This is a genomic window from Streptomyces sp. NPDC048172 (genome assembly GCF_043202595.1).
Taxonomy (GTDB): Bacteria; Actinomycetota; Actinomycetes; order Streptomycetales; family Streptomycetaceae; genus Streptomyces.
In genome coordinates, this window is sequence record NZ_JBIDAT010000013.1 from 202559 (window position 1) to 225017 (window position 22459).

At 75.4% G+C, this 22459-nt stretch carries 19 protein-coding genes; 14 read left to right on the top strand and 5 right to left on the bottom strand.

All coding sequences use genetic code 11. The features are described 5' to 3' along the window. Nucleotides 1-96 precede the first annotated feature (96 nt). Nucleotides 97-474, top strand: coding sequence for a nuclear transport factor 2 family protein (locus tag ACGF3A_RS40430; RefSeq protein WP_393735603.1), 378 nt, complete (start codon nucleotides 97-99; stop codon nucleotides 472-474). Here ACGF3A_RS40430 and ACGF3A_RS40435 read toward each other — a convergent pair. Next, nucleotides 428-3769 carry a BTAD domain-containing putative transcriptional regulator gene (locus ACGF3A_RS40435; protein ID WP_393735605.1) on the bottom strand — a complete coding sequence of 1114 codons (3342 nt, stop codon included), beginning with the start codon at nucleotides 3767-3769 and terminating at the stop codon, nucleotides 428-430. The two genes, ACGF3A_RS40430 and ACGF3A_RS40435, sit on opposite strands and share 47 nt — an antisense overlap. 79 nt (nucleotides 3770-3848) lie before the next feature. On the opposite strand from ACGF3A_RS40435, the gene ACGF3A_RS40440 reads away from it, so the two are divergent. From ACGF3A_RS40440 to ACGF3A_RS40480, 9 genes are all read left to right on the top strand, one after another. Further along, nucleotides 3849-4124 (top strand): heavy-metal-associated domain-containing protein, encoded by a 276-nt coding sequence (locus ACGF3A_RS40440; RefSeq protein WP_393735607.1) that lies wholly within the window; start codon nucleotides 3849-3851, stop codon nucleotides 4122-4124. Beyond that, nucleotides 4121-4522 (top strand): nuclear transport factor 2 family protein, encoded by a 402-nt coding sequence (locus ACGF3A_RS40445; protein ID WP_393735609.1) that lies wholly within the window; start codon nucleotides 4121-4123, stop codon nucleotides 4520-4522. Before ACGF3A_RS40440 ends, ACGF3A_RS40445 begins: the two co-directional genes overlap by 4 nt. A 70-nt stretch (nucleotides 4523-4592) precedes the next feature. Next, the gene (locus ACGF3A_RS40450; RefSeq protein WP_393735611.1) at nucleotides 4593-5459 is read left to right on the top strand and encodes a metallophosphoesterase family protein; all 867 of its coding nucleotides are present in this window, start codon (nucleotides 4593-4595) and stop codon (nucleotides 5457-5459) included. Then, nucleotides 5456-6208: a 4'-phosphopantetheinyl transferase gene (locus ACGF3A_RS40455; RefSeq protein WP_393735613.1), complete on the top strand. Its 753-nt coding sequence runs from the start codon at nucleotides 5456-5458 to the stop codon at nucleotides 6206-6208. The genes ACGF3A_RS40450 and ACGF3A_RS40455 overlap by 4 nt, the downstream gene beginning before the upstream one ends. 11 nt (nucleotides 6209-6219) lie before the next feature. After that, a complete protein-coding gene (locus ACGF3A_RS40460; protein ID WP_393735615.1) occupies nucleotides 6220-6543 on the top strand; it encodes a PadR family transcriptional regulator in 324 nt (107 codons plus the stop codon). Continuing rightward, complete coding sequence (locus ACGF3A_RS40465; protein WP_393735617.1) at nucleotides 6540-7208, top strand: permease prefix domain 1-containing protein; 669 nt, start codon at nucleotides 6540-6542, stop codon at nucleotides 7206-7208. Before ACGF3A_RS40460 ends, ACGF3A_RS40465 begins: the two co-directional genes overlap by 4 nt. A gap of 134 nt (nucleotides 7209-7342) precedes the next feature. Continuing rightward, nucleotides 7343-9565: an MMPL family transporter gene (locus ACGF3A_RS40470; protein WP_393735619.1), complete on the top strand. Its 2223-nt coding sequence runs from the start codon at nucleotides 7343-7345 to the stop codon at nucleotides 9563-9565. After that, complete coding sequence (locus ACGF3A_RS40475; RefSeq protein ID WP_393735621.1) at nucleotides 9562-9990, top strand: hypothetical protein; 429 nt, start codon at nucleotides 9562-9564, stop codon at nucleotides 9988-9990. Before ACGF3A_RS40470 ends, ACGF3A_RS40475 begins: the two co-directional genes overlap by 4 nt. Beyond that, nucleotides 9987-11627: a multicopper oxidase family protein gene (locus tag ACGF3A_RS40480; RefSeq protein WP_393735623.1), complete on the top strand. Its 1641-nt coding sequence runs from the start codon at nucleotides 9987-9989 to the stop codon at nucleotides 11625-11627. Before ACGF3A_RS40475 ends, ACGF3A_RS40480 begins: the two co-directional genes overlap by 4 nt. 15 nt (nucleotides 11628-11642) lie before the next feature. Here the strand turns inward: ACGF3A_RS40480 and ACGF3A_RS40485 are convergent, their stop codons facing one another. Beyond that, nucleotides 11643-12518, bottom strand: a complete 876-nt coding sequence (locus ACGF3A_RS40485; protein WP_393735625.1) for a pentapeptide repeat-containing protein — start codon at nucleotides 12516-12518, stop codon at nucleotides 11643-11645. Between the two features lie 102 nt (nucleotides 12519-12620). On the opposite strand from ACGF3A_RS40485, the gene ACGF3A_RS40490 reads away from it, so the two are divergent. The 4 genes from ACGF3A_RS40490 to ACGF3A_RS40505 all read left to right on the top strand — a co-directional run bounded on the left by ACGF3A_RS40490 (nucleotide 12621) and on the right by ACGF3A_RS40505 (nucleotide 17871). Next, the gene (locus ACGF3A_RS40490; protein ID WP_393735627.1) at nucleotides 12621-13376 is read left to right on the top strand and encodes a hypothetical protein; all 756 of its coding nucleotides are present in this window, start codon (nucleotides 12621-12623) and stop codon (nucleotides 13374-13376) included. A gap of 56 nt (nucleotides 13377-13432) precedes the next feature. Then, a complete protein-coding gene (pip, locus tag ACGF3A_RS40495; protein WP_393735629.1) occupies nucleotides 13433-14413 on the top strand; it encodes a prolyl aminopeptidase in 981 nt (326 codons plus the stop codon). 129 nt (nucleotides 14414-14542) lie between these two features. Next, complete coding sequence (locus tag ACGF3A_RS40500) at nucleotides 14543-15487, top strand: pirin family protein (protein ID WP_393735631.1); 945 nt, start codon at nucleotides 14543-14545, stop codon at nucleotides 15485-15487. 89 nt (nucleotides 15488-15576) lie between these two features. Beyond that, entirely contained in the window at nucleotides 15577-17871 is a 2295-nt protein-coding gene (locus tag ACGF3A_RS40505; protein ID WP_393735633.1) for an ATP-binding protein, read from the top strand. Nucleotides 17872-18024: 153 nt separating this feature from the next. Here ACGF3A_RS40505 and ACGF3A_RS40510 read toward each other — a convergent pair whose 3' ends face one another. From ACGF3A_RS40510 to ACGF3A_RS40520, 3 genes are all read right to left on the bottom strand, one after another. After that, nucleotides 18025-18519: a phage holin family protein gene (locus tag ACGF3A_RS40510; RefSeq protein ID WP_393735635.1), complete on the bottom strand. Its 495-nt coding sequence runs from the start codon at nucleotides 18517-18519 to the stop codon at nucleotides 18025-18027. Next, nucleotides 18512-21616, bottom strand: coding sequence for a helix-turn-helix transcriptional regulator (locus ACGF3A_RS40515; RefSeq protein ID WP_393735637.1), 3105 nt, complete (start codon nucleotides 21614-21616; stop codon nucleotides 18512-18514). Before ACGF3A_RS40515 ends, ACGF3A_RS40510 begins: the two co-directional genes overlap by 8 nt. A gap of 111 nt (nucleotides 21617-21727) precedes the next feature. Beyond that, nucleotides 21728-22282, bottom strand: a complete 555-nt coding sequence (locus ACGF3A_RS40520) for a flavoprotein (protein ID WP_393735639.1) — start codon at nucleotides 22280-22282, stop codon at nucleotides 21728-21730. Nucleotides 22283-22459 lie beyond the last annotated feature (177 nt).

Here is a 22459-nt window from a genome sequence, read left to right on the forward strand (position 1 = left end):
TACCTCGGCGGTAATCGACCGGGGGTGGCGCCGCCGGGCAAGGTCATACCCAGCACGACAACGGACGACGAGAACGACGAGAACGAGGAGACCGCCATGGACGCCACCACCTACCAGGCCGCCGTAGAGCGCTACTTCGCCGCGTGGAACGCACCGGACGCGGAGGCCCGCGCGAAGGCCGTCGCCGCGGCGTGGACCGAGGACGGCACCTACACCGACCCGCTGGCCGACGTGCGTGGCCACGAGGCGCTGACCGCGGTCATCACGGCGGCGCGCGAGCAGTTCGCGGGCCACGAGTTCGCGCACACCGGCGAGGTCGACGGCAACCACGACATCGCCCGCTTCACCTGGGACCTGGTCTCCACGGCGGACGGTTCCTCGCCCGCCGCCGGGTTCGACGTGATCACCCTCGCGGAGGACGGCCGGATCACCTCGGTGAAGGGGTTCCTGGACCGGGTTCCGGGGGCGGCGTAACGGGCGGCACGGAGCCGTCGGCGCGGCGGGCGCGGGCGCGGGCCAGTTCGTCCCCGACCGCCGTGACGGCCTCGGGCGGCGCGAGCGCGAGCCCGTGCTCGTACGCCGCCGCGTGGCCCCCGTGGCCCAGTTCCGCGGTGAGCGCGTCCGTCAGGTCCGAGACGTCGGGGTTCCCGGCGTCGGGTGCGCCCCGCAGCGCGTGCGCCGCGCCGAGGAGTCGGGACGCGGCGGTGAACTCGCGCATGGAGTGGAGGAGTTGGGCCACTCCCACCGCTGTCTCCGCGACGAGCACCATGTCCCACGCGGCGACGGCGCCCTCCAGTGCGGCGCTCAGGCAGCGCCCCGCGGCCGCCGTGTCGCCCCGCGCGACGGCGAGTCGGCCCGCCGCCGAGCGGTGGAGCGCGTGGAAGGCGGCGTGCGCGGCGTGCGGTTCGAACGCCGCCTCCGCCAGCGCGTACTGCCGCCCGGCCTCCGGCAGATCGGCCGCGGTGCGCGCCAGGTCGCCGAGGGCGAGCCGGGCCAGGCCCGCGTACCGCGCGGAGCCGGCACCGGTCGCCACGTCGAGGAGCTCGGCGCGCGCCGCCTCCGTATCGCCCGTACGGGCACGGGCCGTGGCCAGCCAGACGCGCTGCAGGTCGTGGCCGCCGAGCAGCCGCGCCGGTTCCATGGCCTCCTCCAGCGCGGCGACGGCCTCCCCGTACTCCCCGAGCGAGGTCAGCGCGAACGCGGCGTGCGTCAGCGCGCTGGTCAGCCCCCAGCGCTCCCGCGCGGCGCGGAACTCCCTTGCGGCGGCGCGCAGTTCGCGGCACGCCTCGGCGCCCGCGCCGCGATTGCTGTGGAGGAACGAGCGGACCAGCAGCAGCATGCCGCGCGCCCAGGGGTCGGCCGTGCCGCCGAGCCCCTCGGCGGCGGCCGCCAGCCCCCGTTCCGGCTCGTCCGTGACGAGAGCCGCCAGCGGTTCGACCAGCGGACCGGCCGGATGCGGGGACGGGTGCGCGGACGGCCCGGCGGGGATTCTCCGCAGCAGCCCTGCCAACTCCGCGCGCGCCTCGGCCGTACGGCCCGCGAGCACGCTGTGGAGCAGATAGCTCGCGGTGGCCACGCGCCGTGCGTCGGCCTCGGCGTTCGTCGCGCCGATCGGCTCGGTCTCCCTCACCAGCGCGTCCCGCAGCAGGGTCACGGCCTGCGCGTGCTCGCCGGTCAGCGTCCAGAAGAACGACGTGGCGGCGGCGAGCCGTAGGGCCGTCGAGGTGTCCCCGGCCTCGTGCGCGAAGTGGAAGGCCGCGACGAGGTGTTCGCGGTCGGCGGTGAGCCGCCGCAGCCACGGGAGCTGGTCGGGGCCGCGCAGCAGGGGCTCGGCGTGCTCCGCGAGGCGGAGGAAGCAGCGGGCGTGCGCAGCGCGCGCCCGCTCCGTCAAGCCGCGCTCGGCGAGCTGTTCCAGGCCGTAGGCGCGGATGGTCTCCAGCATGCGGTAGCGGACTTCACGGCCGTCCGACGGGGGCACGGTCTGGAGGAGCGACTTGTCGACAAGGGTGGCCACGCGGTCGAGGACCGGAACGCCGTCCGGAGCGACACCCTCCGCCGCATCGAGCGTGAAGGAGGCGGGGAACGCGGCCAGGAACCCGGCGAGGTTCCCGGTGTCCTCGTCCAGCAGGTCCCAGCTCCAGGCGACGACGGCGCGCAGCGTCCGGTGGCGGGGGAGCGCGGTCCGGCTGCCGCCGGTCAGCAGCGCGAAGCGGTCCCCGAGGCGGTCTCCGAGGCGGTCCGCGAGCTGCTCCACGGAGAGCAGCCGCAGCCGGGCGGCGGCCAGTTCGAGGGCGAGGGGAAGCCCGTCGAGGCAGCGGCAGACCGCGGCGACGGTGGCCGCGTTCTCCTCGGTGACCGCGAACCCGGGGCGTACGGCTGCGGCGCGGTCGGCGAAGAGGCGGGCCGCGGGCGAGGCCGTCACCGCGTCGGCCGGGCCGCCGGGCGGCGGGCAGTCCAGCGGCGGGACCGGCAGCAGCGACTCGCCCAGGATCCCCAGCGGCTCGCGGCTCGTGGCCAGTACGCGGAGGCGGGGGCACCGGCCCAGCAGCTCGTCCACCAGGCGGGCCACGCCGTCGAGGAGGTGCTCGCAGCAGTCCAGCACGAGCACCGTCTCCGTCAGCGAGAACGCCTCGGCCAGCCGGCCGACCGGCCCCTCGGCGCCGTCTCCGGACGGCTCGGCGCCCCGTACGCCGAGCGCCGCGAGCACCGCGACCGGGACGTCCTCCGGCGTGGCCACGGGCGCCAGCTCCACCGTCCGTACGGTGCGGCCCTCCCCGGCGAGCCGCACGGCCTGGGCGAGCGCGAGCCGGGTCTTGCCCGCGCCGCCGGTGCCGACGAGCGTCACGAGCCGCGCCTCGCGCAACCTCTCCTCCAGCGCGGCGAGTTCGCGCTCGCGCCCGACGAAGCTGGTGAGCGCGGCACGCGGCGGATCGGCAGGGACCGCCGGAACCGGAACCGGAACCGGAACCGGAACTGGGACCGGAACCGGGGCCGACACGGGAGCGCCTCGCTCCGGCTCGCCCCGCAGGACGGCGAGGTGGATGCGCCGCAGTTCGCCGGACGGGTCGGTGCCGAGGCCCTCGGCGAGGTGGGCGCGGAACCGCTCGTAGACCCCGAGCGCCTCGGCCGGACGCCCGTCCGCGTGCAGGGCACGCATGAGCAGGCCGCGCGGGCGCTCGCGGTGGGGGTGGGAGGCGGTGAACGCCTCCAGCTCGGCGACGAGACCGGCCGGTTCAGCGCGGCGCGCGAGGTCCGCCTCGACGCGGTCCTCGACGGCCGTCAGCCGCTGCTCCTCCAGCCGCGCCACGACGCTCGCCATGAAGCCCGAGCCCGAGCCCGGGCTCGCGGCCGGTACGTCGGCGAGGGCCTCGCCCCGCCACAGGGCGAGGGCCGTACGCAGCTCCCCGGCGGCCTCCTCCGCGCGGCCCTCGGCGAGCGCGCGCCTGCCCCGGAGGGCGAGGGCGGCGAAACGGTGGGCGTCGACGGCGTCGCGCGGCAGGGCCAGGCAGTAGCCGCCGGGCCCCTGGCGGAGGGGCACGTCGGCGGGGAGCGTACGGCGCAGCCTGCTGACGAGGGACTGCAGCGCGTGCGTACGGTCCGGGCCCCCGGGGTCCTCGGGCCACACCGCGGAGGAGAGCGCGGCCACGCCGACGGGGCGGCCCGCGTCGAGCGCCAGCCTGGCCAGCAGGGCGCGGAGCCGCGCGCCGCCCACGCCGGAGGTCTTCCCGTCGGTCCTGAGCTGCAGCGGTCCCAGCACTCCCACGCGCATGGGCACATGGTGCCAGCGCTCTGCCAGCGTTCTGGGAGCGGCCCGTCGCACCGTGGGGGCAACCAATGAGGAGGACGGAATGCCGTCAGAACGAGCCGCGGACGCGTCCGGCGCGGTCGTGTACGAGATCACCGGAATGGTGTGCGGGAACTGCGAGACGTTCGTCGGCGAGGCGATCGGCGAGCTGCCGGGCGTCCTGCGGGTGGACGTCGACGCGGCGTCCGGACGCGCCTCCGTCACGGCGGAGGGTGAGCCGGACGACGCGGCCGTCGCCGCCGCCGTCGAGGAGCTGGGCTACGGCTTCGCCGGACGGGCGCGCCCCCCTCACCCCTCAGCACCCCGAGGAGCACGATGAGCACGATGAACCGCTTCGCCGATACGCCGCCCGACAGGTTCCTGGAGGAGTTCTACACCGCGTTCCAGGAGGAGGCCCTCACCTGCGAAGGGGACCTCGGAGCCGTCGTGGACCGCTACTTCAGCCCCGGCTTCCTCCAGGTCAGCGACGGGATCGCGATCGACCGCGAGAAGCTGATCGCCCATCTGAGGCCCATGCGGAAGATGGTGGAGAGCGGGCACTACGAGGTGCGGGAGGCGCTCGCGGACGGGGACCGGCTGGCGGCCCGTATGGTCATCCGCGCGGTCACCCGGAAGGGCAAGAGGATCGACACCGAGGTCCATCTCTTCGGCGCCCTCGACGCCCAGGGCCGTTTCACCCGCCTCGACCAGATCACCAGGACCCTGCGCGACGAGTAGCGGCGATCGGTGACACTGAGGGAGGAGCGCACGCTCCAACTGCTGTCGTCGCGAAGGGAGTACGGGGGAGATGTCACCAGGGCGCGGGGGAGATCCGAAGCTGTTCGCCATCAGCGACCTGCATGTGGCGTTCGAGGACAACAAGGCGTTCCTCGACACCCTGCGGCCCGGGTCCCCCGGCGACTGGCTGATCGTCGCCGGGGACGTCGCCGAGACGATGGCCGACATCCGGTGGGCGCTGCGCACGCTGGCCGGGCGCTTCGCGCGCGTGGTGTGGACGCCGGGCAACCACGAGCTGTGGACGCCCCGCGACGACCCGGACCAGTCGCGCGGCGAGGAGCGCTATCTGCGGATCGTGGAGTTCTGCCGCGAGCTGGGCGTCGCCACCCCGGAGGACCCGTTCCCGGTGTGGGAGGGCCCCGGCGGCCCGGTCACGGTCGCGCCGCTCTTCCTGCTGTACGACTACACGTTCAGGCCCGAGGGCACGCACACCGCGGAGGAGGCGCTGAAGGCGGCGTACGAGGCGGGGGTGGTCTGCACCGACGAGGTGATGCTGCACCCCGACCCGTATCCGGGCCGCGACGCGTGGTGCCGCGCGCGGGTGCGCGTCACGGAGGAGCGGCTCGCTGCCCGTCCCGAGGGGCTGCCGACGGTGCTCGTCAACCACTGGCCGCTGGTGCGCGAGCCCACCCGCGTCCTGCGCTACCCCGAGTTCGCGCTGTGGTGCGGCACCGAACTGACGGACCGCTGGCACGTGACGTACGACGCCGCCGCCGTCGTCTACGGGCATCTGCACATCCCCCGGACGACCTGGCACGACGGGGTGCCGTTCGAGGAGGTCTCGGTGGGCTATCCGCGCGAGTGGCAGAGGCCCCGGCATCCCTCGCCGCGGCTGCGGCAGATCCTCCCGGCGCCGGTGCGCGAGCCCGTCCCGTGATCGAGGAGCTGCTGCCGCCGGAGGCAGCGGTGGTCTCCGCGCGCGGCGACGTGGCCGATGCCGAGCTCTATCCCGAGGAGGCGGAGGCGGTGGCGTCGGCGGTGCCCGGGCGGCGGGCCGAGTTCGCCACCGGACGGCACTGCGCCCGCGCGGCGCTGGCGCGTCTCGGCGTGCCGCCGGGGCCGCTGCTGCCGACCGGCAGGGGCGCGCCGGGGTGGCCCGAGGGCACGGTGGGCAGCCTCACGCACTGCGCGGGGTACCGCGCGGCGGCCGTCGCGCGCCGCAGCGAACTGTGGACGCTCGGGATCGACGCCGAGCCCCACGGGCCCGTGCCGAGGGGGGTGCTGAGCATGATCACCGCGGGCGGCGAGGTGGACCGGCTCGCGCGGCTGGCCGCCGCGCGGCCCCATCTGCACTGGGACAGGCTGCTGTTCAGCGCGAAGGAGGCCGTCTACAAGGCGTGGTATCCGCTCACGGAGCGCTGGCTCGGCTTCGTCGACGCGGAGCTGGACTTCGCGGAAGCGGAGGCGGAGGCGGAAGCGGAAGCGGAGGGGGAGATGGGCGGGAGTGCCGGGTCAGGGTCAGGGGGTTCGTACGGGACGTTCGCGGCCCGGCTGCTGGTGCCGGGGCACGGCGCGCTCACCGGGTTCGACGGCAGGTGGGCCGTGCGGGACGGGATCGTCGTCACCGCCGTCGCCGTGCGCGCGGCCGACCAGGCGAGCGGAGCCGGCGTGGACCGCCATGTGTAGTGTGGCTCCGCATGAAGGCGGAGACCCTGCGAGGGAACCTGGAAGGGATGCTGCTCTCGGTCCTGGAACCCGGCGACATGCATGGCTACGCGGTCATCGAGGAGCTGAAGAGGCGCAGCCAGGACACGATCAACCTGCCCACCGGGACGGTCTACCCGGCGCTCCACCGCCTGGAGGCCGCGGGCCTGGTGAGCAGCGAGTGGTCCCGGATCAACGGCAGGCGCCGTCGCAACTACTCGCTGACGGCGGCGGGCCGCCGCGAACTCGCCGCGAAGAGGGTGGCGTGGCAGGAGATCTCCTCGGTGATCTCCGGGGTGCTGGGCAGCGGGACGTGACGCAAGCGGCCGTCCTGCGGCGCTACGAGAAGAGCCTGGCGGCGCGGCTCGTAGGCCCCCGGGCGCGGCGCCGGGAGATCGTCGACGAGGTCCTGGACGGGCTGCGGTGCGCCACCGAGTGCCACCTCGACGACACGTCCGACCCCGAGGAGGCCGCGCGCCGCGCGGTCCAGGAGTGGGGCGAACCGGCCCTTCTGGCGCGGGAGTTCAACGACGCGACGCTCCGGCTCAGCGCCGGGAGGCTCGCGTGGCGTGCGCTGTGCGCGCTGCCGCTGCTCGCGTTCACCTGGGCGTACGCGCTGCTGAGCGGGCCCCCGGGGCCGTGGGGCTACCGTCCGCCCGTGGTCATGGGCGGCCTGGGCGTGATCGCGTTCGGCATCGTGCTCTGCCTCGCGGGCGCGGTCTCGGGGCTGCGCGGCGGGCGCGGGCTGCGCGCGGCGGCCTCCCGGCGGGGGGAGACTCTCGCCAGCGGCACCCTCGCCGCGCTGGGCGGGGTGCTGTGCGTCGTCGCGGCGCTCACCGTGATGCTGTTCCACCGGGGCGTGGGCCACCCCGAGTCGCTGAACTGGGCCCTTGTCTCCGTTCCCGCGACGCTGACGGCCGGTTCGGCGGCCTATTTCGGGCTCTCCCTCAAGCGTTTCGCCGCCGTCGCGCGCCACGCGTAGTCCCCGGAAGCCTCTCCCTCCTCACCCTCAACCCCTCGCAACTGACGCCGCTTGCGCGCCAGTTGGCGGGGGGTTACGTTTGCCCTCATGTGTAGCGTGGCTACATAGTAGCGTCCCTACAGGAGGTCGGATCCGTGGAACGTACGACCCGGTGGGTGCTGGCCCACAAGTGGCCCGTGGTCCTGGTGTGGCTGGCGCTCACCGTGGTCGGCGGCGCCATGGCGAGCGGCACCGTCGACAGGCTCAGCTACGAGTCCCGGCTCCCCGACCGCCAGGCGCAGCGGGCGAACGACGCGCTCGCCGAGCGCTTCCGCGGCACCGGCGGCAAGAACGCGCCGCTACTGCTGACGGTGACCGTCCCCGAGGGCACGAGCCTGGCGAGCGCGGCGGTCCGGCGGCAGTGGGACGGCCTGGTCACCGAGGTCACCCCGAAGGGCGGCCGCAGCGTCTCGTACGCGAGTGGTGCGAGCGGTGCGAGTGGCGCGGACGGCGTGGACGGAGCGGGCGCCTCGTCGCTCTTGTCGGAGGACAAGCGCACGACCGTCGCGCTGGTCTACCCGCCGGGCAACCCCTCGCAGACGCCGTACGAGAAGTCGCTGCCCGGCATCAAGAAGGCCGTGGCGCGGGCGGAGATCGCCGGTCAGCCCGTCGAGCTGACGGGGCAGCCCGTCCTCTCCGGGCGCGACAGCGGCGCCCAGCGCGGCCCGCTCTACGAGACGCTGATCGGCGCGCTCGGCGCCCTGGTGGTGCTGGTCCTGGTCTTCGCCAGCGGCCTCGCCGTCGTGCCGCTGCTGATGGCGGCGGTCGCGATCCCCACCACGTTCCTGCTGGTCAGGGGCGTCACCGGGATCACCGACGTCTCCTTCATCGTCCAGTACCTCGTCGCGCTCATCGGCCTCGGCATCGCCATCGACTACGCGCTGCTCGTCGTCACGCGATGGCGCGAGGAGCGGGCCAGGCCGGGCGCCGACGGGCCGGGGCGCGAGGCCCGTACGGAGGCCGTCGTACGGGCGGTCGGCAGCGCCGGTCGCGCCGTGGTGCTCAGCGGCGCGACCGTCGCCATCTCGCTCGCCGCGCTCGTCGTCCTGCCCGTGCCGTTCCTGCGCAGCGTCGGCTACGCGGGCCTGCTCATCCCGCTCGTGAGCGTCCTCGTCGCCGTCACGCTGCTGCCCGTGCTGCTCCACTCCTGGGGCGACGCGCTCGACAGGCCGCGCCGTACGCACCGGCCCGACAGCCGGATGTGGACCCGGATCGCCCGGCTCACCACCCGCCGCCCGGTGCTCTGCGCCGTCCTCAGCGGCGCACTGCTGCTGGCCGCGGCGGCGCCCGTGCTCGCCATGCGGCTGGGCGCGCCCGAGACCGGGACGCTCGCCCAGGGCGGCAAGCCCGCCGCGGCCTTCGAGCGGATCGTCGACGCGGGCTTCGGCGAGGGCATCGCGCGCCCCGTCGAGGTGGTCGGCGAGGCGGGCGGCGCCGACGCGATGCGGGAGCGGCTCGCCCGGCTGGACGGCGTCGCGGGCGCCGTCGCCCCCGGGGACTGGCAGCGCGAGGGCAGCCGCGTCACCGAGGTGTGGACCACCGAGGACCCCTCCAGCGGCGCGGGCCGGGACGCGGTCTCGGCCGTCGTGGACACCGCGCGCGAGACCGACGGCGTCCTCGTGGGCGGCGGCCCCGTGCAGGACATCGACTTCGTCGACGCGGTCTACGGCTCGCTCGGCCTGATCCTGATCCTCGTCGCCGTCCTCACCTTCCTCGTCCTGGCCAGGACCCTGCGCTCGGTGCTCCTCCCGCTCAAGGCCCTGGTGCTCAACGCGCTCTCGACCTGCGCGGCGTACGGCGTGGTCGTCCTCGTCTGGCAGAAGGGGTACGGCAGTGAGCTGCTGTTCGACACCCCGGCGGTCGGCGCGGTGACCATCTGGATCCCGATGGCGGTCTTCGCGTTCCTCTTCGGACTCTCCATGGACTACGAGGTGTTCATCCTGCACCGCGTCCGGGAGACCCACCTCGAACTGACGAGGAAGGGGGTCGCCGACACGGTCGTACCGTCCGTCGTCACCGGCATCAGCCGCACGGGACGGCTGGTCACCTCGGCCGCGCTCATCCTCTTCCTGGCCTTCACGGCGCTGGCGAGCATCCCGGTGACCGACGTGAAGGTGTTCGCGACCGCGCTGGCGGCGGGGATCATCATCGACGCCACCGTGGTCCGCGGCGTTCTCACCCCGGCCCTGATCACCCTGCTCGGGCGCGCCAACTGGTGGTTCCCGCGCACCCGCTCCCGCTCCGGCCCGTCGTCCCCCGGCGAGGAGACCCCCGCCGCCCGGGACACCGACCGGCACGACCCGAAGGTGGAGGCATGACGGACGTACGGGAACGACCCGGCGCGGGCGGCGCGGGCAGCGCGGGCACCACGGGCGCCCGGAGAGCGTTCGCGTTCTTCCGCGGCGCCGCGACGCTGCTCGCGCTGGCGGTCCTGGCCCAGGTGGGCCTCGCGGCCGGATACCTCGGCGGTGACTACGACTCGCTGGAGCGGCACGGCGCCAACGCCGGGATCGTGGTGGCCCTCGCGCTCCTGACCTCGGTCACGACCGTCCTCGTCCGCCGTACGGGCGGGCCCCTGTGGCCCGTGCCCCTCTCGCTGGTGCTGGTCCTCGCGCTCTTCGGGGAGATGATGCTCGGCATGGCCCGCGTGGTCGCCGTGCACGTCGCCCTCGGCACGGTCCTGGTGAGCGCCGTCGCCGTGCTCGTGACCTGGGCCTGGCTCGGACGGGAGACCGTCTCATGAGGCGCCCCGGAGGGCTCGGACGGCGCGGGTTCGTCGGCGGCACGGTCCTGGGCGTCGCCGGTGCGGCGGCCCTCGGCGTGCCGCTGCTCGGCAGCAACGGCCGCGCGGCGCGGGGCGCGAGCCCCGGCAAGCTGCTCACGTCCTCGGCGAAGCTGCCCCGGCCGTACGAGGTGCCGCTGCCCGTGCCCGAGGTGCTGGAGCCCGTGAGGAGGAGCGGCACCACCGACACGTACGAGATCACGCAGCACGAGGCCGACCTGGAGATCCTGCCGGGGCTCAGGACCCGCGCGTGGACGTACGGCGGCACCTTTCCCGGGCCCACCCTGGTCTCCGAGGCCGGGCGCCGTACGCGCGTCGCGCACCGCAACGAGCTGCCGCAGCCCACCGTGGTCCATCTGCACGGCGGCCACACCCCCGCCGCGAGCGACGGCTACCCCACCGATGTGATCCTCCCGGTGCACGGCCGCATCACGGCCGAGCGCGCCATGCGGGACATGATGGCGGGGATGCCGGGGATGCCGGGGATGCCGGGCCACGGAGGAGGCCATCACGGCGGGGTCAGCGGCATGGCGGAGGGCTCGCGCGTCCACACCTACCCGCTCGACCAGCGCGCCGCCACGCTCTGGTACCACGACCACCGGATGAGCTGGACGGGACCGGCCGTCTACCGCGGCCTCGCCGGGTTCCATCTCGTGCGGGACGACGAGGAGGAGAAGCTCCCCCTCCCGAAGGGCGACCGGGACATCCCGCTGATGATCACCGACCGGGCCTTCGAGGAGGACGGCGCCTTCACGTACCCCCTCAAGCACCCCCGCGAGGACCCCGACCTTGCCCGGCCCGGCGTCACCGACGCCTACATGGACGGCGTCCTCGGCGACGTGATCCTCGTCAACGGGGCGCCCTGGCCCGTGCACCGCGCCGAACGGGCCCGCCACCGGCTGCGGTTCCTCAACGCGTCCAACGCCCGCCCCTACCGGCTGGAGTTCGACCCGCAGCCCCCGGGCGGGGACGCGTTCGTCCAGATCGGCAGCGACGGAGGGCTGCTGGAGCGGCCCCGCGCGCACGACGCGCTGCGGATCGCCCCGGGCGAACGGATGGACGTCGTCGTCGACTTCTCCGGCTGGAAGCCGGGCACGAAGGTCAAGCTCCGCAACACCCTCGCCGAGGGCACGGCGCGTGAGGTGATGGCGTTCGAGGTCGGTGACGGCCGGGTCGCCGAGGACGCCGAGGTGCCCGAGGCGCTGTCCCGCGTGGCGCGGCTCGACCCGGACAAGGCCGTGGCCACCCGCGACTTCCACTTCCGGCAGGGCAGGGACGGCTGGACGATCAACGAGCACCCCTACCGGCCCGGCAGGGCGCTGGCCAGGCCGAAGCTCGGGCAGACCGAGATCTGGCGGTTCACCACCAGCCTCCACCACCCGGTCCACGTCCACCTCGACCACTTCCAGGTCGTCTCCCGCAACAACGGGCGGATCGGGCCCTACGACCACGGCTGGAAGGACACCGTGGACCTGCCGCCGATGGACGCGGTGGAGGTCGCCGTCCGCTTCACGGACTACGCGGGCACGTTCATGCTCCACTGCCACAACCTGGAGCACGAGGACATGGCGATGATGGGGGACTTCGTGACCGAGTGACCCGGCGGCCGTCCGCTACGCCCAGTGCGCCGGGCGGGCGAGCGCGGTGGGGAGGCGGGTCGTGGCGTCCCCCCGCGCCGCGTTGACCTGGGGCTGGGTGAGGAAGAACGCGTCCGTCAGGTCGGCGCCCGCCAGGTTCGCGTCGCGCAGGTCGGCGCCGATCATGTCGGCCGTCCGCAGATCGGCGCCGGAGAGGTCGGCGGCGATGAGCAGCGCCCCGCGCAGGCTCGCGCCGCGCAGCCGGGCGTTCCGCAGCCGGGCGCCGAGGAGGTCCGCGCCCCGGTGGTTCCTCTTACGGCCCGGCACCGTGGCCCGCACCAGGTCGCTGACGCGCAGCAGCAGGCCGTTGACCTCGCCGCGCACGGCCTCCACGTCGAGCTTCGCCAGCTCCTCGGCGGCGCCGCCCGCCAGCCGGTCGATCTCCTCGCGCGCGGCGCGCAGTTCGGTGCGGAGGGCGCGGGCGGGGGAGAGGGACAGGGCCTCCGTCACGTACCAGAGCAGTTCGTGGAGCTGCTTGGTCACCGGGAAGACGGCGAACATCAGCTCGGCGCCGACCGGTTCGGACCGCCAGTCCCGGCCCCCGAACGTCTCCTGGGAGACGCGCTGGCCCGCGCCGAAGCAGTCGTAGACCGTGCAGCCCTGGTAGCCCTCCTCGCGCAGCCGGGCGTGGATGCCGCAGCGGAAGTCCTCGCGCAGATTCCCGCAGGGCTCGCCCCCGCGCTTGCTGACGGGGAAGTCCGCCGAGGCGGCGAAGGGGAGCGCGACGCAGCACAGGCCGAAGCACCGCGCGCAGTCGGCGCTCAGGGCGCGGCCGGGGGCGGGGGCGGATGTGGGGTCGGGGGCATGCGAGGACAACGTACGGGACTCCTGGGGAAGCGGTGGCCCGCCCATTCTCCCGCATCTTCTCCGGCATCCGCCCGTACGGGGGCTGCCGCACCTCCCTATGGGTCACAGCGCTCGCGGCGCCCGGCGGTCCCTTTCCAGGATCGAGCCATGGCGGAACACGGTGACACGAGGAGCAAGGGCGACGCGGGGGAGCGGGCCGAGGACCGGCACGGGGGGCCCGGGCACACGGTGGTGCTCGCCGTCGCGCTGGCGCTGCCCGCCGTGAAGGTCGCCTGGACCGTGGGCGGCGGCCACTCGGCGTGGGAGGTCCTCCTCGTCCTCCAGCCCTCGAACTGGATCGACATCCCCATCGGCATGATGCTCACCAACCCGCTGCTCGCGGCCGTCTTCGCCGTCGTGCTCTCCCGCGTCGTCCTCGCCTGGTTCGCCGCGCGCGGCGCCGTGCCCTCCGGCCGCAGCTGGACGGCGCAGGCCCGGGTGGCCGCGCTCTCCCTCGCCACGCCCCTCGCGATCGGCACGCTGATGGCCGTCTTCTACGGGCCCGGGTGGGGGCTGGGCACCGGGCTGGTGCTGCTCGGGCTCCGGTACGGGGTGCTGGCCGCCTACCGCGCGGACCACAGTGTCCTGGTCGGCGCCGAGAAGGTGGTCGCGCTGCTGCTCACCGTCGTCGTGCTGCCCCTGGCGGCGCTGACGGCGGCGCTCGACGGCGAGTCCTGGGCGCCCGTCCTGCACTGCACCGTCGACACCGGCCAGGGCGGCTCCCGGCAGCGCCTGGTCGAGTTGGGCCGCCAGGGCCAGGGCGTCTACGGCTGGAGCACCGACAGCCACGCGGTCGTCACGGGCGTCGCCTGCGCCGCCGACGAGGACCGGACCGTACGAGATCCGTGGTGGCGTCAGGTGTAGGCGGGCACAGGCGTAACGTGCCTCTCTGCTACCGGCACCAAGGGGAGGGGCAGGGGATGAGGACGCAGTATCCGGACATCGAGCCGTACGCGTCGGGGATGCTCGACGTGGGCGACGGGAACCTCGTGCACTGGGAGGCGTGCGGCAACCCCGAGGGGAAGCCCGCGCTCGTCGTGCACGGCGGACCCGGCTCGGGCTGCTCGGCGGGGGCCCGGCGCTGGTTCGACCCCGCGCGCTACCGCGTCGTCCTCTTCGACCAGCGCGGCTGCGGGCGCAGCACCCCGCACGCCAGTGACCCGGCGACCGATCTGCGGCACAACACCACCGCGCACCTCGTCGCCGACATGGAGAAGCTCCGCGCCCACCTGGGCATCGAGCGCTGGCTGCTGTTCGGCGGCTCCTGGGGCTCGACGCTGATCCTGGCCTACGCCGAGCGGCACCCGGAGCGCGTCTCCGAGATCGTGATCCCGGCCGTCACCATGACCCGCCGCTCCGAGACCGACTGGCTCTACCGCGGCGTGGGCCGCTACTTCCCCGAGGCGTGGGAACGCTTCGCGGCGGCCTCGGGCGTCTCCGGCGTCACCCACGACTCCGGCGACATCGCCGAGGTGCTCTCCGGCTACGCCCGCCTCACGGCGGACCCCGACCCCGCCGTGCGGGAGCGGGCCACCGCCGAGTGGTGCGCCTGGGAGGACACGGTCCTCGCGCCCGAGCCGAACGGCGCCCCCGCGCCGTACTCCGGGCGCCCCGGCAGGGCCCGGCTCGCGCTCGTACGGATCTGCGCGCACTACTTCTCGCACGGGGTCTGGCTGGAGGAGGGCGAGCTGCTCGCCCGCGCCGACCGGCTGGCCGGGATCCCCGGGGCGCTCGTCCACGGCCGCCTCGACCTGGGCGGCCCGCTGCGCACCGCGTGGGAGCTGGCCCGCGCCTGGCCGGACGCCGAGCTGACCGTCGTGGACGACGCGGGGCACCTGGGCAGCCCGGCGATGCGGGACCGGGTCCTCGAAGCGCTGGAGGGGTTCGCCGTACGTCCCTGAGCGGAGCCGCCTGCGGAGCCGCCTCCCGTGCCTACGTACGGTGAAACCCGGGCCCGGAGTGCGGGCGGGTCCCGGCGGGCGCACCATGGCGGGAGGCCGACCCGTGGACCGACGGGAGGGACCCCACCCATGGACCGCCACGACTCCGCCCCCGTGACGCTCCGGCGCGTGCAGCGCTCCGAGCCCCGGCGGGTCGCGGGCCCCGACACCCAGGTCGACAACAAGGCCCTGGTCATCGCGCCCGGCGACTTCCGCCGCACCGACCCGTTCCTGCTCATGGCCGAGGACTGGTTCTCCTCGACGGGCTTCGACTGGCATCCGCACCGCGGCATGGAGACCGTCACCGTCGTGCTCGGCGGCGTCCTGGAGCACGGCGACAGCCTCGGCAACGCGGGCACCCTCACCTCGGGGGGCGTCCAGTGGATGACGGCGGGCCAGGGCATCATCCACCGCGAGCTGGCCTACCGCGACGAGTACGCGCACACCCTCCAGCTCTGGCTCAACCTCCCCGGCGAGCTGAAGATGTCCGCGACCCACTACCAGGACCTGCTGCCGGGCGACTTCGGCGTCTACACCGAGCCCGGTGTCCGCGTCGAGGTCGTCTCCGGCTCGACCGGCGGCTCCACCGGCGGCTCCACCGGCGGCTCCGCCGGGCCCGCCGCCACCGGGCCCGCCACCACGCTCTGGCCCGTCACCGGTCTCTTCGTCACCCTCGATCCGGACACCACGTACAGCCAGCTCCTCGCCTCGCACGACCGGGCGTTCGCCTACGTCGTCTCCGGCACCGTCACCCTCGCGGGGCATCAGCTCTGGGAGGGCGAGACGGCCTGGTCCGACCCCGTCGCCGAGCCGGCCTCCGAGGACGACCCCGTCAGCGAACTGGTGATGACGACCCCGCCGGGCGGCGAGCGCACCACCCTGATGCTCTTCTCGGGGCGCCCCATCGGCGAACCGGTCGCCGCCGGGGGACCCTTCGTGATGAACAGCGAGGACGAACTCCGTCAGGCTTTCGTGGACTTCGAGTCGGGCCGCTTCGGCCCCATGCCACGGATGGCGCGCGTCACGAACCGTTGACCACCCCTCACGTCACGTGCTGTCCCCTGCGTATCCTCCGTACAGGGCAGTGCAGGGCACGGTGGTCGGCACGACGGTGAGGCACATCCATGGCATTCGGCGTGATCCAGCGGCGTACGGGCGAACTCCCCATGGAAGTCACCGGGTTCGTGGGCAGGGACGCCGAACTCCGGCAGCTCGACGGGCTGTTGGCGCACGCCCGGCTCGTCACCGTCACCGGGCCCGGGGGCGTCGGCAAGACGCGCACCGCGCTGCGCGCCGCCACCCGCCTCCGCGCGCGGTACGCGGACGGGGTCTGCCTCGTCGAGCTGGCCGGGCTGCGCGACCCCGAGCTGCTCACCGACACCCTCGCCAGCTGCCTCGGCCTGCCCGAGCAGGACTCCCTCGACCAGCTCGACGTCCTCGTCGACCACCTGCGCGACCGCGAGATCCTGCTCGTGTTCGACACCTGCGAACACCTCGTGGACGCCTGCGCGATGCTCGCCGACATCCTGCTCCGCGAGACCCGCGCCGTCTCCCTCCTGGCCACCTCCCGCCAGCCCCTGGACGTCCCCGGCGAGTACACCTGCCCGGTGCATCCGCTGCCGGTGCGGGAGGCGGGCGAGGGGCCGGGGTCCGGCGGGGACGCCGTCGAGCTGTTCGCGCAGCGCGCCGCCGCCGTCCTCCCCGGCTTCGCCGTGACCGACCGCAACCGCGCGGACGTCGTCAAGCTCTGCCGCCGCCTCGACGGCATCCCCCTCGCCCTCGAACTCGCCGCCGTACGGCTCCGCGCCGTCCCCCTCGCGCAGCTCGTCGACCGGCTGGAGGACCGCTTCCGGCTGCTGACCGGCGGACGGCGCACCACGCTGCCCCGCCACCAGACGCTGCGCACCGCCATCGACTGGAGCTACGGCCTGTGCGACGCGCAGGAGCGGCTGCTGTGGGCCCGGCTCTCGGTCTTCGCGGGCTCCTTCGACGTGAGCGCCGCCGAGGAGGTGTGCGCCGACGCCGAGCTGCCCCGCCGGGAGATCCTGGAGACCCTCATCCACCTCGTCGACAAGTCGGTCGTGCTGCGCGAGGACGACGAGGAGCACGGCACCCGCTACCGGCTGCTCGACACCCTCCGCGAGTACGGCGCCGAGCGCGGCGAGCTCGGCCCCGCCCGGCGGCGGCACGTCGAGCGGTACGCCGCGCTCGCCGCCGACCTCGACGCGCGCTTCCTCGACGACGACCAGCTCGTCCGCGCCGACGCCCTGCGCCGCGACCACGACAACGTCCGCGCCGCGCTGGAGTACGCGCTCGCGCTGCCCGGCGACGACGCCACGACGGCCGCCGCGCTGGCGGGCAGCCTGTGGGGGTACTGGCTCGCGACGGGCCGCATGACCGAGGGCCGCTACTGGCAGACCCGGGTCCTGGAGCGCTTCCCGGGGCCGTGCCCCCAGCGCGTACGGGCGCTGAGCGTCCGCGCCTCCCTGGCCACCTTCCAGCGCGACCTCGTCGCGGCCGACGCCGACCTGTCCGCCGCGATCGAGCTGGGCCCGCTCGACGACGTCCACGCGGCACGCGCCCACGCCCACCTGCAGCTCAGCCTCGCCGCGCAGCACCGCTTCACCGAGGCCGCGACCGTCGCCGCCGAGGCGGAGCGCCGGATGCGCGCGCTGGGCGACCGCACCGGACTGTGCGTGCTCTACGGCACGATGGCCTACGGCTTCCAGCTCGCGGGCGAGCCCGCGAAGTGCCTCGCGTACTGCCGTCTGACCCACCGCATCCTGGGCGAGCGCAGCGGGGAGCACTGGCTGCGGGGCTATCTCTTCTTCGTCAGCGGCATGGCGCACTACGCGCGCGGCGCGTTCGAGGAGAGCGCCGACGACCTGTCACAGGCGCTGCGTCTCAAGCACGAGCTGGGCGACCCGGCCGGCACCGGGTACGCGCTGTCGGGGCTGGCCTGGCTCGCCGCCGCCGACGAGCGCTTCGAGCGCACCGCCTGGCTCCAGGGCGCCGCCTCCGCGCGCTGGGTCAGCGTGGGCAGCAGCGCCCGGCTCACCGAGACCATGGAGCGCTTCGACCAGCACGTGCGGGAGGTCGCGCGTACCGCTCTCGGCGGGACGCGGTACGCGCTGCTGCGCCGCCGCGGCGCGGACTGCCCCCTCGCGGACACCGTGGCGTACGCGCTGGACGAGCCCCTGGTGCCCGCGCGCCCCCGGCAGGCCCCGCAGGACGCGCTCACCCGGCGCGAACGCGAGGTCGCGGCGCTCGTCTCCGAGGGCCTGTCGAACCGTCAGATCGCCGAACGCCTGGTCATCTCCAAGCGGACCGTCGACGCCCACCTGGAGCACATCCTCGCCAAGTTCGGCGCCTCGTCCCGCACCGAGATCGCCGCCCGCCTGGCCGCGGGGGGCCACTGAGCCGCCTGAGTCGCCTGATCCGCCACGCGTGCGGGCGCGGTCGTGGGGGGGGGGGGGGGGGGGGGGGGGGGGGGGGGGGGGGGGGGGGGGGGGGGGGGGGGGGGGGGGGGCGCCCGGCGCCCGGGGGTGGTCAGGGGGTGCGGCGTCGTGCCGTCAGGCCCTGTGGTGCGGGGCTCCTCCGGGGTTGACGCCTTGGGTCGGGGCCATGCCCGGCCCCGGCGGGATCGGGCCCGCGCCGACGCCGGGGCCGAGACCTGTGGGCTGCCCCAGCGGGGGACTCTCGCCGGAGACGGTGTCCGCCGTGCGGCGCGTACGGCCGCGGGCGCGGGCCGCCGCGCGGAACGCCAGCGCGAGGCCGAACAGGCCCGCGGCGACGATCAGGAAAGCGGCCCAGGCGGGCAGCACGAGCGCCAGCAGCAGTCCGACGGCGACGGCGAGCGCGCCGCCCGCGTACAGCGAGGCCGCCGTCGCGCCCGCGTTCATCTTCACGGTGCGGCGCTGCGGCTGGGCGCGCAGCTCGGCGAGCATCTCCTCCTCGATGACCTTCAGTTCCTCACGGACGATCCGTGCCACCGGCTCGGACAGATCCGTGCCCGGCGCCGTGGCGGCACGTCCGCCCGTGGGTGGATACATCGACTTGTCACTCATGCGGGCCGGGTACCCCGCCGCCCGGGTCCGACTCCTGCCGCCTCGCGAAGGCGCTGAGCGCCGCCCGGTCCTGCTGCCCGGTCTTGGCGAGCAGGCTCGCGACGTGCTTCTCGACCGTACGAGGGGAGATGAACAGCTCGCCCGCGATGGCCAGGTTCCCCGGGTGGCGGCCCATCAGCCGGAACACCTCGAACTCCCGTCCCGTCACCCCCAGCAGCCGCAGTGCGTGCGGCACCTGGGACGTGCCCCTGCGGCGCTGCGGCAGCGCGGCGCCGGTGCGGCGCAGCAGGGCGCGGCACGCGGCGGCGACAGCGGGGACGTGCGCCGTGTGGAAGTGCTCCTCCGCGCGCCGCAGCCACTCCTCGGGGGCGCCCCAGCGCCGCTCGTACGCCGCCTCCGCGACCAGCCGCAGCCCCAGATGACGGGCCGTGGGGAACGGCGCCCCCGCGCGCTCGGCCTCCGCGACCGCCGCCACCGCCTCGGCGCGGCGCCCGGCCCTGCCCAGCGCCACGGCCCGCGCCAGCAGCGCGAAGTGCCGGTTCCACCGCACGTCGCCGACGACGGGCGGGAGCGCGTCGGGGGAGGTGAGGGAGGTGCCCGCCCCCGTGTCAGCCCCCGCGTCCGCCCCCGTGTCCGCCCCCGTGTCCGCCCCCGCGTCCGTCCCCTCGTCCGCGAGGGCGTCGAGGAGCAGCGCCAGCCCGTGGCGCCCGGTCAGCGGCAGCGCGGCGGGGAAGCGGTCCTCCAGCGCCGTGGCCAGCGCCAGCTCCTCGCGGGCCCGTTCGCGGTCCTCGTCCAGCAGCGCGCCGAAGCCCAGTGCGAGCCCGCGCGCCACCGGCGCCCAGCCCGTACGCTCCCCGCCCCGCTCGGCGAACTCGGCCCACGCCCGTTCCGCGCCCGCCCGCTGCCCCCGGTGCCCCGCGAGCACGGCGGCGGCCAGCGGGGCGAGGACCCGTCCTTCCGCGAGCCCGAGCGCGTCGGCGCGCGCGCGTGACCGCGCGACGAGCGGTGCGGCCTCCTCGTACCGCCCGCCGAGCACCGCGCCCAGCGCGAGCAGGCACTCGGCGCCGAGCCCCGGCGGCGCGGTGCCGAGCTGCCCGGCCTCGCGGCGCACGTGCTCCAGGCGCCGGGTGTCGCCCCGGACGAGCCAGTGGGCCGTGGCCCTGCCCAGGTGCGCGTCGAGCCGCGCCAGCGGCAGCCGCGCCCGTTCGGCGAGCCGGCGCGCCTGGTCGAAGCAGGAGTTCGCGGCGTCGGGCGCGGTGCGCAGCGACAGGGTGCCGAGCGCCTGCCACGCCTCGCAGGCGACGGCGGTGTCGTCGCCCGCGAGGGACAGCGCGCCGCGCGCGAGCCGTTCGGCCCGCTCCGCGCTGCCGGGGCCGGGGGAGCGCAGGGTGAGCAGCGCGTCCGCCGCGTCGAGCCCGCCCCGTGCCGGTGTCGCGCCGTGACCGAGCCGCGAGCGCGCGCCGTCCAGCCAGTGCCGGGCCTCCTCCGCCCGGCCCGCCGCCGTCGCGGCGCGCGCGAGCCCGGCGCGGAGCCGCGCGGCGCGCGCCGGGTCAGGGAGGACGCCGCACAGCGCGTCGGCCTCCTCGGCCAGCGCGAGGGCGCCCCCGGGGTCACCGGAGGCGGTACGCGCGTCGAGGAGCTGTTCGAGGGCGCCGGTACGCAACTCCGCCGCCGCCTCCCCGTCCACACCGGCCAGCAGCGTGTGCGCCCGGCCCAGCGACCCGGCCGCCACCGCGGCCCTGCCCTCCGCCAGCGCCCGGCCGCCCATCCGCGCGAGCAGCCGCGCGGCGCCCAGCGGATCGCCCGCGCCGAGCGCCAGGTCCGCCGCCGTACGGGACCACGCCCCCGGCATGCCGGGGTGCAGCTCCTCGATGGCCTCGGTCAACTGGCGTACGCGCAGGGCCCGTTCGGCGGGGGTCAGTACGGCGAGCAGCGCGGCGGGCAGGACGGGGTGCCGGAACACGTACCAGTCCGGGGCCGGTTCGTCCGCCTCCAGATAGCCGCGCGCGACGCCCTCCTTGAGGTGCTCCAGCGCCTCGTGGTCGTCCAGCCCCGTCGCCCGCTGCACCACGGGCAGCGGGAACCGCTGCCCGAACAGGGCCGCCGCCGTGAACAGCGCGCGCCCCCGGGGCCCGGTCCGGTCGGCGCCCTGGGCGACGCGACGCGCCAGGGCCCGGGGCACCGACACGTCCGGATCACCGGTCAGCCGCCAGCCGCCGGTGCCGGAGTCGGAGTCGGTGTCTGCGCCGGTTCCGGTGTCGGCGCCGGGTACGAGCGTCCCGAGCCGCACCAGTTCCCCCAGCAGCTCCTGGAGGAGGAAGGGATTTCCCGCGCTGCCCTGCCACAGCGAGTCCACCGCCGCCTCGGGCAGCTCCGCCGGTGCCGCGCCCAGGCAGGAGGCCAGCAGCGCGCGGCTCGCGTCCCTGCCGAGGCGGTTCAGCGGCAGCAGCACGCCCCGGCCGTGCGCGCGGGCGGCGTGCGCGAGGTCGAGCGCCGCGCACGGCTCGGACCGTAAGGTCGCCAGCAGCATCGTGCGCTGCGCGTCCAGGTTGTCGGCCAGGTACTCGACGACGGCGAGCGTCCCGGGGTCCGCGGCGTGCAGGTCCTCCAGGACGAGCAGACAGCCGCCCTCGCCGCCCGCCGCCGCCGTCACCCGCAGCACGGCCTCGGCGAGGACCACCAGCGAGGCCGCGTCGCCGTCACCACCCGTCCCGGGCTCGGCGCCCGCCCCGGCGGCGCCCGCCAGGGGGCAGTCGGGGACGAGGCGGCCCAGCGCCGCGCCGTACCGCGCGGGCACGTCCGCGCACAGGCCCGCCGGGGGCGCCGACTGCCGGAACAGCCGCAGCATCGCCTCGGCCAGCGGCCGGAACGGGACGGCGGGCCCGACCGTTCCGGCCGCCCTGCCGCGCAGCACGCGCATCCCCCGTGCGGCGGCGCGCTCCGCGAGCTCCCGCGCGAGCCTCGATTTCCCTATGCCTTCCTCGCCGAGCAGGAAGACGACCTGCCCGTTCCCGCTCCGGGCGTCGTCCAGCGCCCGTTCCAGATCCCCGACCTCGTGGTCCCTGCCCACGACGGCCTGCGCGCACGTCCCCCGCATCGCGTGTCCCCCGACAGTTCAGCGCTCAATTATGCTTCCGGGCGAACGGTATTCGTCTCGGACGTCCCTTGCGGACGGGTTTTCCGGGGGTGCGGCGCAGATGAATGAGTGTCAATCCTCCGACAGGCCCTCCTCCACCCACTTGATGATGCAGTCGGCGGCCTGGTGGGGCGGCGGCAGCACGGGGCCGATGGTCACCTCGCCCTGCCACAGCTCGAACACCTCCGCCTCCAGCGGCTCGACCACCGTGTGCCCCTCGGCGCGCAGCGCGGCGACATGGCGGCGCACGGAGGGCTTCCGCCACATCACGCCGTTCATGCTCGGGAAGAAGAGCGCGGGCCGCTCGGCCGCCAGCAGCGCGGTCTGCGCCGGGGTCCCGGCGAGCCCCAGGGCCGCCGCCGCCAGCGTGTGCGCCGTGGCGGGCAGCACCACCAGGGCCAGCGAACGCCGCGCGAACTCCGTGGGGTTCAGCTCCGGGTCGTCGCTGCCGTACACCTCGTCCACGTGCCAGGCCACGACCTGACGCGGCACGAACCGCTCGGCGCTGCGGGTGAGCAGCACGCGCAGCGGCAGGTCGATCTCCTGGCGCATCCACTTGAGATACCCCGGCAGGTTGCTCGCCGCGCTCGATCCGCAGGCGATGACAGAGAGTGTGTCGTCTCGCATGGCACGAGCCTCGCCGCGCCCCGCCCCCGGGGCATGGGGGCGGCGCCCCCGCATTCGGCGGCGGCCCGGGCCCGGAATATGGGGGCCGCGTCCCCATGTGCCGCCCCCGGGGCCCCTGGCAGCGTTCAGGTCGTGCCGGGAAGTCCGGCGCCCAGGTACCCGAACGGGGAAGTGAGA

Bases quoted from the DNA above. Each gene is read 5' to 3' on its own strand.
- ACGF3A_RS40515 (WP_393735637.1), bottom strand. From the start codon at position 21,616: ATGCGGGGGACGTGCGCGCAGGCCGTCGTGGGCAGGGACCACGAGGTC.
- ACGF3A_RS40450 (WP_393735611.1), top strand. From the start codon at position 4,593: ATGTCACCAGGGCGCGGGGGAGATCCGAAGCTGTTCGCCATCAGCGAC.
- pip (WP_393735629.1), top strand. From the start codon at position 13,433: ATGAGGACGCAGTATCCGGACATCGAGCCGTACGCGTCGGGGATGCTC.
- ACGF3A_RS40500 (WP_393735631.1), top strand. From the start codon at position 14,543: ATGGACCGCCACGACTCCGCCCCCGTGACGCTCCGGCGCGTGCAGCGC.
- ACGF3A_RS40520 (WP_393735639.1), bottom strand. From the start codon at position 22,282: ATGCGAGACGACACACTCTCTGTCATCGCCTGCGGATCGAGCGCGGCG.
- ACGF3A_RS40475 (WP_393735621.1), top strand. From the start codon at position 9,562: ATGACGGACGTACGGGAACGACCCGGCGCGGGCGGCGCGGGCAGCGCG.
- ACGF3A_RS40510 (WP_393735635.1), bottom strand. From the start codon at position 18,519: ATGAGTGACAAGTCGATGTATCCACCCACGGGCGGACGTGCCGCCACG.
- ACGF3A_RS40430 (WP_393735603.1), top strand. From the start codon at position 97: ATGGACGCCACCACCTACCAGGCCGCCGTAGAGCGCTACTTCGCCGCG.
- ACGF3A_RS40505 (WP_393735633.1), top strand. From the start codon at position 15,577: ATGGCATTCGGCGTGATCCAGCGGCGTACGGGCGAACTCCCCATGGAA.
- ACGF3A_RS40485 (WP_393735625.1), bottom strand. From the start codon at position 12,518: ATGGGCGGGCCACCGCTTCCCCAGGAGTCCCGTACGTTGTCCTCGCAT.
- ACGF3A_RS40440 (WP_393735607.1), top strand. From the start codon at position 3,849: ATGCCGTCAGAACGAGCCGCGGACGCGTCCGGCGCGGTCGTGTACGAG.
- ACGF3A_RS40460 (WP_393735615.1), top strand. From the start codon at position 6,220: ATGAAGGCGGAGACCCTGCGAGGGAACCTGGAAGGGATGCTGCTCTCG.
- ACGF3A_RS40435 (WP_393735605.1), bottom strand. From the start codon at position 3,769: ATGCGCGTGGGAGTGCTGGGACCGCTGCAGCTCAGGACCGACGGGAAG.
- ACGF3A_RS40445 (WP_393735609.1), top strand. From the start codon at position 4,121: ATGAGCACGATGAACCGCTTCGCCGATACGCCGCCCGACAGGTTCCTG.
- ACGF3A_RS40490 (WP_393735627.1), top strand. From the start codon at position 12,621: ATGGCGGAACACGGTGACACGAGGAGCAAGGGCGACGCGGGGGAGCGG.
- ACGF3A_RS40480 (WP_393735623.1), top strand. From the start codon at position 9,987: ATGAGGCGCCCCGGAGGGCTCGGACGGCGCGGGTTCGTCGGCGGCACG.